General features: G+C 71.6%; 14 protein-coding genes. 9 read left to right on the top strand and 5 right to left on the bottom strand.

Annotation, left to right across the window (positions count from 1 at the left end; genetic code table 11):
• The first annotated feature begins 173 nt into the window (after nucleotides 1-173).
• Nucleotides 174-506, top strand: coding sequence for a hypothetical protein (locus C5C07_RS14320; protein WP_115805338.1), 333 nt, complete (start codon nucleotides 174-176; stop codon nucleotides 504-506).
• 139 nt (nucleotides 507-645) lie between these two features.
• Nucleotides 646-1263: a GTP-binding protein EngB gene (gene engB / locus C5C07_RS14315; protein WP_004976333.1), complete on the top strand. Its 618-nt coding sequence runs from the start codon at nucleotides 646-648 to the stop codon at nucleotides 1261-1263.
• 45 nt (nucleotides 1264-1308) lie between these two features.
• Here engB and ddh read toward each other — a convergent pair whose 3' ends face one another.
• Nucleotides 1309-2235 carry a D-2-hydroxyacid dehydrogenase gene (gene ddh, locus C5C07_RS14310; RefSeq protein ID WP_049905169.1) on the bottom strand — a complete coding sequence of 309 codons (927 nt, stop codon included), beginning with the start codon at nucleotides 2233-2235 and terminating at the stop codon, nucleotides 1309-1311.
• Nucleotides 2236-2569: 334 nt separating this feature from the next.
• Nucleotides 2570-3802, bottom strand: a complete 1233-nt coding sequence (locus tag C5C07_RS14305; protein WP_115805337.1) for an NUDIX domain-containing protein — start codon at nucleotides 3800-3802, stop codon at nucleotides 2570-2572.
• A 60-nt stretch (nucleotides 3803-3862) separates the two neighbouring features.
• On the opposite strand from C5C07_RS14305, the gene C5C07_RS14300 reads away from it, so the two are divergent.
• The 3 genes from C5C07_RS14300 (at nucleotide 3863) to C5C07_RS14290 (ending at nucleotide 6259) form a co-directional block, all read left to right on the top strand.
• On the top strand, nucleotides 3863-4357 hold the full coding sequence (locus C5C07_RS14300) for a metallophosphoesterase family protein (protein WP_004976330.1): 495 nt from the start codon (nucleotides 3863-3865) through the stop codon (nucleotides 4355-4357).
• A gap of 118 nt (nucleotides 4358-4475) precedes the next feature.
• Nucleotides 4476-5231, top strand: coding sequence for a coenzyme F420-0:L-glutamate ligase (locus tag C5C07_RS14295; RefSeq protein WP_004976328.1), 756 nt, complete (start codon nucleotides 4476-4478; stop codon nucleotides 5229-5231).
• Nucleotides 5232-5272: 41 nt separating this feature from the next.
• Nucleotides 5273-6259: a 5,10-methylenetetrahydromethanopterin reductase gene (locus C5C07_RS14290; RefSeq protein ID WP_004976327.1), complete on the top strand. Its 987-nt coding sequence runs from the start codon at nucleotides 5273-5275 to the stop codon at nucleotides 6257-6259.
• Here C5C07_RS14290 and C5C07_RS14285 read toward each other — a convergent pair.
• A complete protein-coding gene (locus C5C07_RS14285; protein ID WP_004976326.1) occupies nucleotides 6213-6449 on the bottom strand; it encodes a hypothetical protein in 237 nt (78 codons plus the stop codon). The two genes, C5C07_RS14290 and C5C07_RS14285, sit on opposite strands and share 47 nt — an antisense overlap.
• A 154-nt stretch (nucleotides 6450-6603) precedes the next feature.
• Here C5C07_RS14285 and C5C07_RS14280 point away from each other — a divergent pair, with 154 nt between their 5' ends.
• Complete coding sequence (locus tag C5C07_RS14280; protein WP_115805336.1) at nucleotides 6604-6837, top strand: hypothetical protein; 234 nt, start codon at nucleotides 6604-6606, stop codon at nucleotides 6835-6837.
• A 111-nt stretch (nucleotides 6838-6948) separates the two neighbouring features.
• Here the strand turns inward: C5C07_RS14280 and mutL are convergent, their stop codons facing one another.
• Both mutL and mutS read right to left on the bottom strand, forming a co-directional pair.
• Nucleotides 6949-8640 carry a DNA mismatch repair endonuclease MutL gene (gene mutL, locus C5C07_RS14275; protein ID WP_115805335.1) on the bottom strand — a complete coding sequence of 564 codons (1692 nt, stop codon included), beginning with the start codon at nucleotides 8638-8640 and terminating at the stop codon, nucleotides 6949-6951.
• Nucleotides 8637-11414, bottom strand: coding sequence for a DNA mismatch repair protein MutS (gene mutS / locus C5C07_RS14270; RefSeq protein ID WP_115805334.1), 2778 nt, complete (start codon nucleotides 11412-11414; stop codon nucleotides 8637-8639). Before mutS ends, mutL begins: the two co-directional genes overlap by 4 nt.
• 196 nt (nucleotides 11415-11610) lie before the next feature.
• Here mutS and C5C07_RS14265 point away from each other — a divergent pair, with 196 nt between their 5' ends.
• The 3 genes from C5C07_RS14265 to C5C07_RS14255 all read left to right on the top strand — a co-directional run bounded on the left by C5C07_RS14265 (nucleotide 11611) and on the right by C5C07_RS14255 (nucleotide 15960).
• Nucleotides 11611-12567 (top strand): MoxR family ATPase, encoded by a 957-nt coding sequence (locus C5C07_RS14265; protein ID WP_004976321.1) that lies wholly within the window; start codon nucleotides 11611-11613, stop codon nucleotides 12565-12567.
• 5 nt (nucleotides 12568-12572) lie between these two features.
• The gene (locus C5C07_RS14260; protein WP_115805333.1) at nucleotides 12573-13601 is read left to right on the top strand and encodes a DUF58 domain-containing protein; all 1029 of its coding nucleotides are present in this window, start codon (nucleotides 12573-12575) and stop codon (nucleotides 13599-13601) included.
• 61 nt (nucleotides 13602-13662) lie between these two features.
• Entirely contained in the window at nucleotides 13663-15960 is a 2298-nt protein-coding gene (locus C5C07_RS14255) for a transglutaminase domain-containing protein (protein ID WP_115805332.1), read from the top strand.
• Nucleotides 15961-15996: the final 36 nt, after the last annotated feature.

The raw sequence follows: 15996 nt of genomic DNA, 5'->3' as shown, positions 1-15996 counted from the left end.
GCAGAGGCGTGCGAACGTGTGATTGACGGGCCGCGCTCTCGACGGTACCGGTATCGGGTGGTGTCCACCGGGTGCCCAGAGCGGGGCCTTCCGGCGACTTGCGGGAGACGCTTTGCCTCGGCGTCTCGCGCCCGTCGCGCGACGCCTGTTCGGATCCAACGGGGGTCGCGCCGATGGTAGCCGCGACGTCCCCCCGCCTTGACGAGGCGTTCGACGCTCTCGGAAACGTCCATCGGCGACGGTTGCTGATGGGTCTTCGCCGACGGCGGCACGCGCGCCTCGAAGCGGCAACGCGGGACGCGGCCGTTGGTGGCGGCCGCAACCGCGACCGACTGAAGGTGGAACTGTTCCACATTCATCTCCCGAAACTCGCTGACGCCGGCTTCGTCGAGTGGAACCGTCATCGCGGTTCCGTCGCGCGCGGCCCTCGATTCGACGAAATCGAGCCGCTGTTGCGATTTCTCGACGAGAACGCGGGCGAGTTATCGGCGGGCGGCCGTGACTGACGCGGCCGCCTCATTCACGCGTCGTCGGCGAGCCGTCGTGGGGGCGACTCGCCCGGAGACGTGATTTTTTCGGCGTCGACGCCCCGGAGCGCGGCGTCCGTACCGTCCTCCTTATCCGTCGCGGCGGCGAACCGCCGGTATGTTCGAAGACCGACCGAACCGCGACGAAATCGTTCTCGTCGGGCGGTCGAACGTGGGGAAGTCGACCCTGATGCGAGAGCTGACGGGTCACAGCAAGTTCACGACGGGTAAGAAGCCCGGCGTCACCCGCAAACCCAACCACTTCGACTGGAACGCGGAGAAATTCATGTTCACCGACCTCCCCGGGTTCGGATTCATGTCCGGCGTCGACCGCGACACCCGCGAGGCAATCAAGACGGACGTCGTCCAGTACATCGAGGAGAACGCCGACGACATCCTCGCGGCGGTCCTCGTCGTCGACGGGAAGAGCGTCATCGACATCATCGACCGCCACACCACGGAAGACTCCATCCCGCACGACGTGGAGATGTTCTTCTTCCTCGACGAACTCGACATCCCGACCGTGGTCGCGGTCAACAAGATGGACAAGGTCGACGACCGCGACGAGCGCCTGAACGACCTCTGCGACCGCCTCGGCCTCTTCCCGCCGTGGAAGCAGTGGCGGAACGTCATCGCGCCCATCACGGCCAAGCGCGGCGACATCTCGCACCTCGAAGACGCCCTGCGGTCGCACCTCCACGAGCAGGGCCGCGACGACCTGTTCAAGTTCCTCTGACCCGCTCGCCGTCGCTTCGAACCCCTCGGCTCGACCCCGGCGAACTCACACTACGCGGTTCGTGAGCGGGTCGCCGGCGGCCGTCTTCTCGACGTTCTCCCGCACGAGCGCCGCGATGTCCTCGTGGTACTTCCCCGTCGCGGCGCTCACGTGCGGCGTGACGAGCACCTCGTCGAAGTTCCACAGCGGCGACTCCGCGGACAGCGGCTCCTCGGCGAACACGTCGAGCGCCGCGCCGGCGATGTCGCCTCGGTCGAGCGCCGCCACGAGGTCGTCCTCGTCGACGACGGGCCCGCGCGCGACGTTCACGAGGTAGGCGTCCTCGCGCATCGCCTCGAACGCCGGCGCGTCGACCATGCCCGCCGTCTCCTCCGTCAACGGCATCGCCAGCACCACGAACCGGGCGTCGGCGATGGCCTCGTGGAATCGGTCGGGCGTGAACACGGTCGAGACGTTCTCGACCGGGTCGCCGGAGCGCCGGACGCCGACGACCTCCATGCCGAGGGCGGCCGCGCGGTCGGCGACGCCCCGGCCGAGCGTGCCGAGGCCGACGACGCAGACGCGCTCGCCGTCGAGGGTGAACGGCTCTTTGTAGCGGGGCAGGTCCCACTCGCGGTCGCGCTGGGCGTCGCGGTAGGCGTGGAGGCGGCGGGCGAGCGTCAGCATGTAGGCGACGACCGTCTCGCCGACCGTCGTCCCGTGGACGCCGGTGCTGTTCGTGAGCGCCGTCCCGGCCGCCTCGTAGGCGTCCACGGGGAACTCGTCGTAGCCGGCGCGGACGCAGTGGACCCAGTCGGCCTCGACGAACGCGTCTCTGTGGCCGAACGAGACGACCGCGTCGCCCGGGCCGAACGCCTCGCCCTCGTCGACGAGTTCGACCGGAGCGTCGGAGTTCGAAAGCGCCTCCACGAACAGGCCCGGCGGCATCACGCGACCGACCGACTCGTCGACCGCGATGCGTTCGATGTGCATGACCGAGGGGTCACCGCGGCCCACGAAGGAAGTTGCGCCTTCGGCGTCGGTGTCCGGTTTTCGGGTGTCCGACGAGAGCCCGTTCGGTCCCAGCAGGTGGCCCGGTTCGCGAGAAGCGCGTACGCGTCGCTCCGGGGTGAAGTCGGTTCGGTGTAACGGGAGGCGCGTCGTCAGTAGTTGGTGGCTCGGATGAAATCTATCATCACAAGGGGCTGAGTGGGGGTAACCTTCGTCATCGCCACCGAGTCGGAGTCCGGGGCGGACGCCCAAGAATCCACCCTTTTCGCCCCGCCGAGCGGTGGTCCCGACGGTTCCCCGAAACGCCACACTCGCCTCAGTCGTCCCACGCCGCCAGCGCGGCGTGTTCGGCCGCCACCGTACCGATTCCGTCCGCGTCCAACACGCCGGATTCGGTGACGACGCCCGAGACCAGGTCCGCGGGCACCACCTCGAAAAGCGGGTTCTCGGTCCCTACCGCGGCCTCGCCGTCGTACAGTCTCCCGGCGTCCTCGCCGAGGACGCGGCCGTCACCGCGAATCTTGTCGCGGGCGCAGACGGCGAAGACGGGGACGTCGGCGCGGGCGGCCGCGAGCGCCACGGGGAGGCTTCCGACCTTGTTGACGACGCCGCCGGACGCGAGCACGGAGTCGGCCCCGAGGAGGACGGCGTCGGCTTCGCCGCCCGCGACGAGTCCGGGGAGCGCCGCGTCGGTCGTCAGCGTCACGCTGAGTCCCAGACGGACGAGTCGCTCCGCGACGCCGACGCCCTCGCCGCCCGGTCGGGACTCGGAGACGAGGACACTCGCCCCGGCGGCTTCGAGCGCCGCGAGGACCGTCCCCGACCGCGAGAGCGTGGCGATTCGGTCGAACCCGCGCTCCCGGACGAGTTCGGCGGCGCGGGCGGCCGCCGAGTCGTCAGCCTCTGCCGCGGCGTCGATGGCCGCCTCGGCCCGTCGGCGGACCGATTCGGGGTCAGTCTCCGAGTCGGCCATGACGCGGTTGACGCGGTTCTCGACGGCGGCCATGCTCGGGCGGGCGTCGCGGAGTCGCCGGGCGACCGACGCGACCGCGTCCCGCGAGTCCGCCTCGGCGGCGGCGTCGCGCAGGACTTCGAGCGCCCGGAGCGAAATCCACGCCGAGCCGTGGGTCTCGTCGGCGGCGACGGTCTCGACCGCGGGTGCGACCCGGCGGTAGGCCGTCCACAGTCCGGGGACCGTCTCGCGGTCCCGAATCGCGGTCGGGTGGACCCACTCGACCGCGGCGAGTTCCTCGTTCGGGTCGACGTCGCGGCTCCGCGCGTCGAACAGGAACGGGTGGACGGTCCACTCGCGGCCGTCGTCGGCGACGGAGACGGGCGTTCCCGCGCGGACGAGGTCGGCGTCGGCCTCGCGGACGCCGAGTTCCTCGGCGAGTTCGCGTCGGGCGTCGCGCTCGGCGTCGTCGGGGTCGCCCTCGACGTAGCCCGAGACGCCAGCCCAGCGGCACTGGTACGTTCCGACCGCCTCGCTCCGGCGGGCGAGGAGGACGCGGCCGCCGTTTCGGAGGAAGACGGTGACGACGTGTGGCATATCCAGACTTACGTCCGCGACTGACAAAACGACTATTCAGGCCGGTCGCGTGGTGTCGGTATGCGACTCGCTATCCTGAGCGACACGCACGTTCCGGGGCGGGCCGACGGGATTCCGGGGTGGGTCGAAGACCGGGTCCGATCGGCCGACCTCGTGATTCACGCGGGCGACTTCGACTCGCCGGACACCCTCGACCGCCTCCGCGACCTCTCGGCGCGGTTCGTCGGCGTCCGCGGGAACATCGACCCGCCGGCCATCGACCTCCCGTTCGTCGAGGTCGCGGAGGTCGACGGACTCACGTTCGTCGTCACCCACGGCACGGGCACGAGAACGGGCTACGAGTCCCGCGTCGCCGACGCGGTCAGGGACGCCGCGGGCGACGGCGCGGTCGGCGTCGCGGGCCACATCCACGAGGTGGTCGACGAAGTGGTCGACGGCATCCGCGTCCTCAACCCCGGCACGGCGACGGCGGCCAACCCGGGCGACGACGCCACGATGATGGTCGGCTCGGTCGTCGACGGCTCGCTGTCGGTCGAAGTCGTCCGCGACGACTGAACTCGGCGCAGTCGGCGTGTCGTCGCTCCCCGAACCGCTCTCCGGTCGACCGCCTGCGATACCGGCCCGGTTCGCCAGCATCCCGTCGTTTTTCACCGCCCTCGCCTTCCGACTCGGTATGGAGCTGTTTCCCGTCCCCGACGTGCCCGAGGTCCGCGAGGGCGACGACCTCGCCGCCCTCGTCTCGGAGCGCGTCGACCTTCGGCCCGACGACGTGGTCTGCGTCGCCTCTACCGTCGTCTCGAAGGCCGAAGGGCGGTTCGCCGACCTCGACGACTTCCCGGCCGGCCCGCGGGCGCGCGAACTCGCCGCCCGCCTCGCCGAACTGACCGGCGACGAGAAGGACCCGCGGTTCGCGCAGGCGGTCCTCGAAGAGAGCGTCGACCTCGTCATGTCGGAGCCGTTCCTCCTGACCGAGACGCGGTTCGGCCACGTCGGCGTCAACGCCGGCATCGACCGCTCGAACGTCCCCGACCACGACCTGCTGTTGCTCCCGAAGCGCCCGAGCGAGTCGGCCGAGCGCATCCGCGCCGGCGTCGACGCCGACCGGGTCATCGTCACCGACACCTGCGGCCGGCCGTTCCGACACGGGCAGCGCGGCGTCGCCATCGGCTGGGCGGGGCTGAGCGCCTCGCGCGACTGGCGCGGCGAGGCCGACCGCGACGGCCGCGAACTCGGCGTCACCGTCGAGAGCGTCGTGGACGAACTCGCCGCGGCCGCGAACCTCGTGCAGGGCGAGGGCGACGGCGGCACGCCCGTCGTCGTCGTCCGCGGCTTCGAGTGGGGCGACCACGGCGAGAGCGACGCCCACTTCCGCGACATCGACGGTGACTTCGTGCGACAGGCGCTCCGCGAGTGGCGCTACGACCCCTGACGACTCGCTCCACCATTCCACGCTCACACCACGCTCACACTATGCTCGGACTCGAACTCACCCCGGAACATCCCGTCGACGACCTCGTCGAACTGGGCACGCAGGCGGAACGCGAGGGCTACGACTCCCTGTTCGTCTCGTGTCACTACAACAACCGCGACCCCTTCGCGGTCCTCGCGCGGCTCGCGGCCGAGACCGACGACATCCGCCTCGGCCCCGGCGTCGCCAACCCCTACGAGCTACACCCCGTGACGCTCGCCGGCAAGGTGGCGACCGTCGCCGAGGCATCCGGCGGCCGCGGCCTCCTCGGTATCGGCCCCGGCGACCCCTCGACGCTCCGCAACCTCGGCCTCGAAGACGAGCGCGGCCTCCGCTCCGTGCTGGAGGCGTTCAAGGTCGCACAGCGGCTCTGGGACGGCGAGCGCGTCACCCACGACGGCACGTTCGAGGCGACCGACGCCGGCCTCAACTTCGACGTGCCCGGCGAGGTGCCGGTGTACGTCGGCGGCGAGGGGCCGCACATGTGTCGCATGGCCGGCAAGCACGCAGACGGCCTGCTGTTCAACGGCTCGCACCCCGACGACCTCGCGTGGGCCAGAGAACAGGTCGATATCGGCGTCGAGGACCGCCCCGACTCGCGCGGCGAGTTCACCCTCGCCGCCTACGCCAGCGTCTCCGTCTCGGAAGACGAGGACGCGGCTCGCGAGGCCGCCCGCCCGCCGGTCGCCTTTATCACCGCGGGGGCGGCCCCGCCGGTCCTCGACAGACACGGCATCGACGCCGAGCGCGCGGGCGACATCGGCGAGAAGATTTCCGCCGGCGCGTTCTCCGAGGCGTTCGGCCTCGTCACGCCGGCGATGATAGACGCCTTCTCGATGGCCGGCACGCCGGACGACGTGGCCGACCGGATGGACGCGGTGCTCGAACACGCTGACGGCGTCGTGGTCGGGTCGCCGGTCGGCCCCGACCTCGAAGAAGCGATTACTCTCGCTGCGGCGGCCTACCGGTCGACGAGCCGACGCCGATGATGCCGAGTTCCGCGCCGAGCGCGCCGACGACGAGATAGGCGAACGCGCCGACGGCGAGGAGGATGAAGATGTTGCCGAAGAGGAAACTCACCGTGGAAAGCGGGTCGCTCAGCGCCACGTCGGCGAAGGTCACCACCAGTTCGAGGACGCTCGTGAGGAGCGCGATGACGAAGTCCGTGAGTGTTGCCATGCGCGACTCTCGGGATTCGGGGGTATTGATTGTGTGGGTTTCGCACGGCGCTCGCCCCGTCCGGTGAGCCGCTCGCCGCCCCGCGGTTCGCGGCGGCCGTCAGCGGCGCGGCTCGGTCGGCACCGATAAGGACCGCGCCCACGGACGCTGAGTCATGCCGAACCGCTCGCTCGACGACTTCGCCGGCGGCGACGACGGAGCGGCCGACGAACCGACGGTCGCCGACGACGCCGTCGATTCCGACGTCGCCGACGACCGCGACGTGAGCACGCTCGCCACGTACCGATGGACCCCCGAAGCCACGCCGTGCCCCCAGTGCGGCGAGTCGGTGCAAAAGCGGTGGCTCGACGGCGACGAGTACGTCTGTCTCGACTGCAAGGACTGGTAGCGACCGGGCGCGCCACGCTGGTCGCTACGTCGTATTCATTTCCCCACCAGCAACCGCGCCATTTCGAACGACGGCGACGGGGTGGCTCGGCAAGGTTGCTCCCGCCGAGCGCTACCCGAGCCGGCCGCTTCGCCGGCCGAACCCGCGGACGAACGTCTCCTCGTCGATGGCGAGCACCGTGGGTCGGCCGTGCGGACAGGTGTAGGGCGTCTCGCACGACCCGAGGCGCTCGACTACCCGCGCGGCCTCGTCGTCGGTGAGGTCGTCGCCCGCTTTAATCGACGGATGGCACGCGAGGTCTTTGAGGAGTTCGTCCCGCGGGTCGGCGTCGTCGCCGGCGGCGACGTCGGCCACCACGTCCGCGAGCGCGTCCGGGGCGAACGGCCGGCCGAGCGGCGCGGGCACGGCCTCGACGCGGTAGGTTCCGGACCCGCTCCCGTCGCCGAACTCGGCGACGCGGAAACCCAGTTTCTCCACGAGGTCGCGGTTCGCGTCGAGGAGCGCCGCGTCGGTCGGCGACAGCGAGACGGTCGCCGGCGGGTCGACGGAGACGGCGTCGATGCCCGCCGACTCGACCGCCTCGCGGAGTCGCTCGTAGTTGATGCGCTCGTGGGCCGCGTGCTGGTCGACGACGAGGAGTTCGTCGCCGGCCTCACAGAGCAGGTACAGGCCGCGGAAGCGCCCGATGACGCGGAGGTCGTCGAACACCGACGCGGCCTCGACGGGCGCGAGCGAGCTATCGAGGTCCATCGCCACCTCGCCGCTCCGCCGGAGGTCCGCGGTCGAGAGCGCGTCGCGGACGCTCGATTCGACCGCCTCGGCGACCGCGTCGGCGTCTCTGAAGCCTACCTCGTCCTTCGCGGGGTGGACGTTGTGGTCGACCCACGCGGGCGGTAGACGGAGTCGGACGACGCCGACCGGTTCGCGTCCGTCGGGAAGCAGCGTCCCGTAGCCGTCGGCGACCGCCCGGCGGAGCCGCGGTTCGGCGAGGGCGCGGCCGTTGACCGAGACGTGGACGTGGTCGCGTCGGGAGCGCGTCACCTCCGGGTGACAGAGCGCGCCGTCGACCTCGACCGTGGCCGTCTCGCCGGCCGCCGAGACCTCCCGCGACGAGTCGAACGTCGAGGCGTGGCTCGCGGCGTCGCGGCCGTACACCGCCAAGAGCGCGTCGGCGAAGCGGTCGGTGCCGGGCGTCGCGAGCGTCTCCCGGCCGTCGTGTCGCAGGACGAACCGCACGTCCGGCCGCGTGAGCGCGTAGCGCGTGACGACCGCCGAGACGCGGGCGAACTCGGCTTTCGGCGACGCGAGCGACTTCTTCCGGGCCGGGCGGTCCGAAAAGAGGCCGGTCACTTCGACCGTCGTCCCGCGCGCCCGACCCGCGGGCGAGACGGTCTTGTCGTGTTCGCCGTCGGTCGCGTCCCCGCCGCCGTCGACGACGACTCGCGTCCCGCGCGGGCCGCCGTCGTTCGTCGTCAGTTCGAGTCGGGCGGCGGCCGCGGCGATGCTCGGGAGCGCCTCGCCCCGGAAGCCGAGCGTCTCGACGGTTTCGAGGTCGTCGGCCGCCGAGAGCTTGCTCGTCGTGTGCCGCTCGACCGCGAGGGCGGCGTCAGACTCGGCCATCCCGCGGCCGTCGTCGGCGACGCGGATTCGGTCGGTCCCGTCGCCGTCAACCTCGATTTCGACGGTCTCCGCGCCGGCGTCGAGGGCGTTTTCCACCAGTTCGACCGCGACGCTCGCGGGGCGGGCGACGACCTCGCCGGCGGCGATTTTCGAGCGCGTCCCCGGGTCGAGTCGGCGAATCATTCAAGCTTCCCTTTGAGGTCGGAGAGGAGGTTCAGCGCCTCCAGCGGCGTAGTGTCCGCGAGGTCGGCCTCGCGGAGCGCCTCGGCGACGGCTTCGAGCTCGGGGGTCGGTTCGGCCGTCGCGGTCGTCGCAGTTGCTCGGTTCGGACTCTCGCTCTCTCGGTGGCCGTTCTCCAACCCATCGACGTAGGCCGCGAGCGTGCCGTCTTCGGCGGCCTCGGCGACCTCGCCGTTCGCGGCGGCGGCGACGCCATCGCCTTCGGTGTCGTCCGCGCTCTCGGGGTCAGTCTCGTCCACGAGGTCCCGAGCGCGCGCCACGACGCTCGCCGGCACGCCGGCCAACTGCGCCACTTCGACCCCGTAAGACGACGAGGACGGGCCGTCGGCGACGCTGTGGAGGAACGTGACTTCGCCGTCGCGCCGCGCGGCGGTGAAGTGGAGGTTGAACACGCCCTCGCGGTCGTCGGCCGCGTCGGTGAGGTCGTGGTAGTGGGTCGCAAAGAGCGTCGTCGCGCCGACCTCGTCGTGCAGGAACTCGGTGGCCGCGCGGGCGATGGCGAGGCCGTCGGCGGTGGAGGTGCCGCGGCCGACCTCGTCGAGGAGGACGAGCGAGTCGCCGGTGGCGTTGTGGAGGATTTCGGTCAGTTCGCTCATCTCGCGCATGAAGGTGGACTGCCCGCCCGCGATGTCGTCGGACGCGCCGATGCGGGTGAACACGCGGTCGAGGACCGGCAGTCGGGCCGACGCTGCGGGGACGAAGCTCCCGACCTGCGCGAGGACGCAGCCGAGCGCGACCTGCCGCATGTACGTCGATTTCCCGGACATGTTGGGGCCGGTGACGAGCGCGACGCTCCCCCGCGGGAGGTCGGCGGGGTTCGGCACGAACTCGTCCTGTGCGCGCTCGACGACGGGGTGTCTGCCGCCGTCGATGTGGATGCCGGTGTCCTCGTCGGTCGGGCCGGCCGAGGAGGCGGCGTTCCCGTGGAACTCGGGGCGGGCGTAGTCGTTCGCCACCGCCACGTCCGCGAGCGTCCGGAGCACGTCGAGGTCGGCGAGGGCGTCGGCGACGGCCTGAATCCGGGCGGACTCGGTCGCCACGTCGGCGCGAACCTCGCAGAACAGGTCGTATTCGAGGGCGTCGGCGCGGTCCGAGGCGCGGAGAATCTCGTCTTCGCGCTCCTTCAGTTCGGGCGTGTAGAACCGCTCTGAGTTCTTCAGCGTCTGGCGGCGCCGGTAGTCGTCGGGGACGCGGTCGAGGTTCGGATTCGTCACCTCGATGTAGTAGCCGTGGACCTGGTTGTAGCCGACCTCCAGCGAGTCGATGCCGGTGCGCTCCTGCTCGCGGGCTTCGAGGTTCGACACCCACTCGCGGCCCGCCTCGGCGGTGCCGCGGATGTCGTCCAGCTCGGCGTCGAAGCCGTCGGCGATGACGCCGCCTTCCGTAATCTCCTGGGGCGGGTCGGAGACGATTGCGTCGCCGACGAGGTCGCGCACGTCTTCGAGTTCGTCCAGCGAGTCGCGGAGGTCCGCGAGGAGGTCGGAACCGGTTCCGGCGAGCGCCTCGCGGACCTTCGGAACCCGGTCGAGCGTCGTCTTCAGGGAGCGCAGGTCGCGGGCGTCGGCGCGCTCGCGGGAGACGCGGGCGACCAGCCGTTCGAGGTCGTACACCGACGAGAGGTGCTCTCGGAGGTCGGCGCGGGCGAGCGCGTCGTCGCAGAGGGCGTCAACGGCGTCCAGTCGCGCCTCGATTTCGTCGCGGTCGACGAGCGGGCGGCGGAGCCACGCCTCGAGTCGGCGGCGGCCGAGCGCGCAGGCCGTCTCGTCGAGGACCGAAAACAGCGTGCTTCCGGCGCGGGCGCTCCGCGACTCGAACAGTTCGAGGCTCCGGATGGCCGTCGCGTCGAGTTGGAGGAACTCGCGGGGGTCGAACCGCGTGACGCGGGTGACGTACTCTAGCGTCGAGTCGCCCTGCGCGTACTCGGCGTAGGCGAGCGCCGCGCCGACCGCCCGGAGTTCGGCGTCCGATTCGACCACGGCGTCCGGCCGGGGCGCGTACGCCGACAGCGTCTCGCGGGCCGCGTCGGCGTCGAACGCCCCCGGTTCGAACGGCGTCTCCATCGGGTCGAACGAGAGGTCCGGGAGGTCGCAGTCGGGGCCGACGACGAGTTCGGCGGGCGCGAGGCGCTCCAGTTCTTCGAGCGCCAGCGCGCGGTCCGCCCCGGTGACGAGGCACTCGCCGGTCGATACGTCCACGACGGCGAGGCCGTAGGTGTCGGCGTCGTCCTCGGCGTCGCTGTCGCGGCCCTCGACGTCGCCGCCGCCTCGGGCGACCGCGCCGAGGTAGGTCGCCCGCCCGGCGTCGAGCAGTTCCTCGTCGACGACGGTGCCGGGCGTGATGAGTTGGGTGACGGCGCGGTCAACGAGCCCGGACGCCTCCTCGGCGTCTTCGACTTGTTCCGCGAGCGCGACCCGGTAGCCGGCGTCGAGCAGGCGTTCGAGGTAGCCCGCGGCGTTGTCGATGGGGATGCCCGCCATCGGCCACGTCCCGGTGGAGTCCTCGCGCTGGGTCAGCGTCACCTCGCAGGTGCGGGCGACGGCCTCCGCCGCGCCGCAGAACGCCTCGTAGAAGTCGCCGACCTGAAACAGCACGACGGCGTCGTCGTGTTCCGCACAGAGGTCGGCGTACTGCGAGAGCATCGGCGTCAGGTCGTCCCGCACTTCCAGCATCTCCGGCGGCGCGCCGTACACCGCCTCCCGCTGGGCGTCCGCGTTCATACCCACACCCGGGTCGCCGAGCGATAAAAACGCCCGGGAACGGCCCGAGAACGGCCCGGTCGACGGCCGTCCGCTCGCTCGCCGCCCGCGGTTGACTCGTGCACACACCCAGCAAGGTTAGGTAGACTGAAGCAATAATAGCACACAGAGACCCGTCGTTCCTCTCGGCACGGTCGGCGGGTAATCCGGGATATCAATGACTGATGCACATGCAGACGCCGACTTCGACCCCGCGCTCTCGGTCGAGGCGGTGTCGGACCTCGCGACACGAATCTCCGAGAACGTCGAACGCGTCATCGTCGGCCACCACGACGCCATCGAAGACATCATCGTGGCGCTGTTCGCCCGCGGTCACCTCCTCTTGGAGGACGTGCCGGGCGTCGGAAAGACGATGCTCGCCCGCGCCATCGCCACCTCGATAGAGGGGGAGTTCGAGCGCATCCAGTTTACGCCCGACCTCCTCCCGTCCGACGTGACGGGCGTGAACGTGTTCAACCAACAGACCAGCGAGTTCGAGTTCCGCGAGGGGCCGGTCTTCGGAAACGTCGTCCTCGGCGACGAGATAAACCGCGCGCCGCCGAAGACGCAGGCCGCCCTCCTCGAAGTCATGGAGGAGCTACAGGTCACGGTCGACGGCGTCACCCGCCGCGTCCCCGACCCCTTCACCGTCATCGCGACCCAGAACGACGTGGAACCCGACCGAACGTACGACCTCCCGCTGGCCGAACTCGACCGGTTCATGAAGAAGATTCACCTCGGCTACCCGAACGAGGCCGAGGAGACGGAACTGCTCGGCCGCGTCTCGGGCCACCACCCCATCGAGTCGCTCGAACCCGTCGCGTCGGCCGGCGACGTGCGCGACGCCCGCGAGCGCATCCTCGACGTGACGGTGAGCGAGCCGGTCCGGCGCTACGTCTCTCGGCTCGCCGCCGACACCAGAGCGCGCGCCGACCTCGGCGTGAGCCCCCGCGGCTCCATCGCGCTCGTCCGCGCCGCGCAGGCCCGCGCCGCCCTCGACGCCCGCGACTACGTCGTCCCCGACGACGTCCAGCGCGAGGTGCGGAGCGTCTGGGCCCACCGCGTCCGGACGACCGACGAGCGCTCCGGCCGCGACGTGGTCGAGCGGGCGCTCGACACCGTCGCGGTCGAGTGAGACCGATGAAGCTCACCCTCCGCGGCTGGGTCGCCGTCGCGGTCGTGGTCGTCGGCGTCGCCAACGCCGTCGCCTACGGCCCGCGGGCGCTCAACGCCGTCGTCGTTCCGGTCGCCGTCGGCCTCGTCGTCGGCGCGGTGCAGGTCTGGCGCGTCTCGCCGCCCCGCGTCGAGCGCGTCGCGCCCGACGACGGCTTCCCCGGCGAGACCCACACCGTCTCGCTCGACCTCGACGCCGACAGGCCGTTTCCGGCGACCACGACCGACGCGCTCTCGTCCGGTCTCGACGGCGACACCGCGGTCGACTCGGTCGTCGGCGACGGCCGCGTCGACTACGAGGTGACCTACCGCGGTCGCGGCCCGGCGACGCTCGGCCCGGCGACCGTCGTCGCCCGCGACATCCTCGGGCTGTTCTCGAAGTCGTTCACCGCCGGCGGGACGACCGAAGTGCTCGTCTTCCCGCGGGTCCGGTCGCTCGGGGCGGCGGCCCGGCGAGATCTCTCGGCGCTCGCCGACGCGGGGCGCACCGACGAACGCGCCGAGTTCGACCGCCTGCGCGAGTACGTCCCCGGCGACCCGCTCCGCGACATCCACTGGAAGTCGAGCGCCAAGTCCGGCGACCTCATGGTGAAAGCCTACTCCGACCGGGTCACGGCCGACGCGGTTCGCGTCTCCACCGGCGCGACCGACGGCCACGAGGACGACGCCGCGGAGGCGGCCGCGACGCTCTGCTGTGCGCTTCTCGACGCCGGCGTTCCGGTCCACCTCACCTCGCCCGCGGGGGTCGTGGAAGCGACGCCCGGCGACCGCCGGCGCGTCCTCGTCCACCTCTCGCGGCTCCGGTCGGGGTCGGTCCCCGACGAGACCGCCGAGGTCGTCGTCAGCGGCGACGCCGGAAAGACGTACGTCACGCTCGGCGGGCGCGAGACGACGTTCGACCGCCTACGCGCCGAGCGCGACGCGGCCGAGTCGTCGGTGCCGAACCCGACGAGTCGCGTCGGAACCCGCGGTGCCGACTCGGGGGTGTCGGCGTGACGGTTCCACGTGCCCGTTCTGACGGCGCGAGCCGGGCCCCTACACGGCCGGAGGTGCCGCGATGAGCACGGACACGAACCGGAGCGGCTCGGACTCGTCGCGGTCGGCCGCGAGCGCGTCGGCGTCAGCGACGGGGTCGGCGTCCTCCGCGACGAACACCGTCTTCGGCGTCCCCGCCGACCTCCTCGCGACGGCGGCCTCGCTGGTCCTCATCGGCGCGTTCCTCGCGGTCGTCTACGACATCACGAACGTCGTGGGTCGCCGCGACCAGTTCGTCCTCCTCGCCGCGGGGACGCTCGCCCTCGCGACCGTCGTGGGCTGGACGCTCCGCCCCCGCTACGCGCTCGGTCTCGCGGCCCTCATCGCCGCCGGCGGCTTCGCGGCGTACTTCCTCGCGCTCCCCGAGAGCCAAGTCGCGTTGCTCTCGCCGGAGCGCCTTTTGGCCGACACGTTCGCGCTCCTCAGCGGCCTCTCGGCGCTCCGACTCCTGTCGGCCGACGTGTGGGCGCTCGCGGTGACGCCCGGCCCGGTGTTCCTCGCGTGGTACCTCGCGGTCCGCGGGCGAATCGCGCCGGCCGTCGCGGTCGCCGGGAGCGGCCTCGGCCTGTTCGTCCTCACCACCGACGCGACGGGGACGCTCACGCTCCTCGGCGTCGGCGCGGGCATGGCCGCGGTCGGCTTCGACGGCATCGACCGCTTCGGGAGCGCCGGCGGCCAACTCGACGTGCTGACGGTCGTCCTCGCCGCGATGGTCGTCCTCTCGGCCACCGTCACGGTCCTCCCAGGCGCGGGCGGGTCGCCGGTCATCCCCGACGAGGGCGTGGCCGAACAGCCGACCGTCGAGGCCAGCCTCGTGAGCGCCGACGACCGCATCTCCATCGTCGGGAGCATCAGCCTCTCGCCGCAGGTCCGCTTCGAGGTCCAGAGCACCTCGCCGGACTACTGGCAGACGGCGACGTTCGACCGCTACACCGGCGACGGCTGGGTCAGAACGGGCGACACCCGCGACTACGAGGGCGGTCGGCTGGCCGGGCCCGAGGGGCCGTCGCGTTTGGTCCGCCAGACCGTCACGCCGGCGACGCCGCTCGACTCGATGCCCGCGGCGTGGCGGCCCGTCGCCGTCTCCGGCGACATCGAAAACGAGACGCTCGTCACCCAGCAGGGGAACCTCCGCCCCGACCGAGCCGTCGAAATCGGCGAGACCTACAACGTCACGAGCGCCGTCCCGCAGTACACCGCGGCGTCGCTCCGGCGGACGGGCACCGACTACCCCGACGAGATTCGCGAGCGGTATCTCGCGCTCCCCGACAGCACGTCCGACCGCGTCCGCGACCGCGCCGCCGAGATAACGGGCGACGCGGAGACGCCGTACGACAAAGCCGTCGCCGTCGAGGAGTGGCTCGAAGCCAACAAGGAGTACTCGCTCCGGGTGTCCCGTCCCGACGGCGACATCGCCGAGTCGTTCCTCTTCGAGATGGACGCCGGCTACTGCACCTACTACGCCTCGACGATGGTGGTGCTGCTCCGTTCGGAGGGCGTCCCCGCGCGCTTCGTCACCGGCTACACGACCGGCGAGCGCGTCGACGGCGACCGCTACGTCGTCCGCGGCCTCGACTCCCACGCGTGGGTCGAAGTCTACTTCGAGGACACCGGCTGGGTCCGCTTCGACCCGACGCCCGCCGGCCCCCGGCAGGACGCGGAGTCGACCACCCTCAGCGACGCCCGAAACGAGGGTCGACTGGGCGTCGACACCAACGAGACGAACGCCGAGTCCAACGAGACCGAACAGCCCACGACGACCGCGAACGACACCGAGACGCCGACGGAAAACGGGACCGAGACGAACTCGACGCCCGTCGACAGCAGCGCGCCGGGTCCCAACATCGACGAGCGCCTCGGCATCACGCCGACCGGCGACGGCGCGACGGAAGACGACGAGGACGACGGACTCGTCCCCGAGATGCCGTCTCGGGAGACGATATTCGTCGGTCTCGTCGGCCTCCTCGGCGTCGTGGCCGGCGTCAGGCGGACCCGGCTCCCGGCGCACCTCCGGTTCGCCACCGCGGCGTATCAGCGGCGCACCGACTCGCCGGCGGACGACGTGTTCCGGGCGTACGACCGCCTCGAACTCGCCCTCGAACGCGACTACCGCCCGCGCCGCCCCGGCGAGACGGTCAGGGCGTACCTCGATTCGCTCTCCCGCGTCGGCGTGGACGAGCGGACCCGACAGGTCGGCCGACTCTACGAGCGCGCCAAGTACGGCGACGGCGTCACCCGCGCCGACGCGGACGAGGCCGTGGCCGCGGCGAACGCCGTCGTCCGCGCTCGTCTGCCGCTCGTCAGACGCTGGGCGGACTGAGCGGCGCGAAGAACCGCGTCACTTTTTCTGCGTGCG

Origin of the sequence: Haloferax sp. Atlit-4N (assembly GCF_003383025.1) — an archaeon.
In the GTDB taxonomy this organism is placed as follows: Archaea; Halobacteriota; Halobacteria; order Halobacteriales; family Haloferacaceae; genus Haloferax; species Haloferax gibbonsii.
The sequence above is the reverse complement of the archived record's forward strand: the minus strand, read 5'-3'. Positions and strand labels throughout refer to the sequence as shown.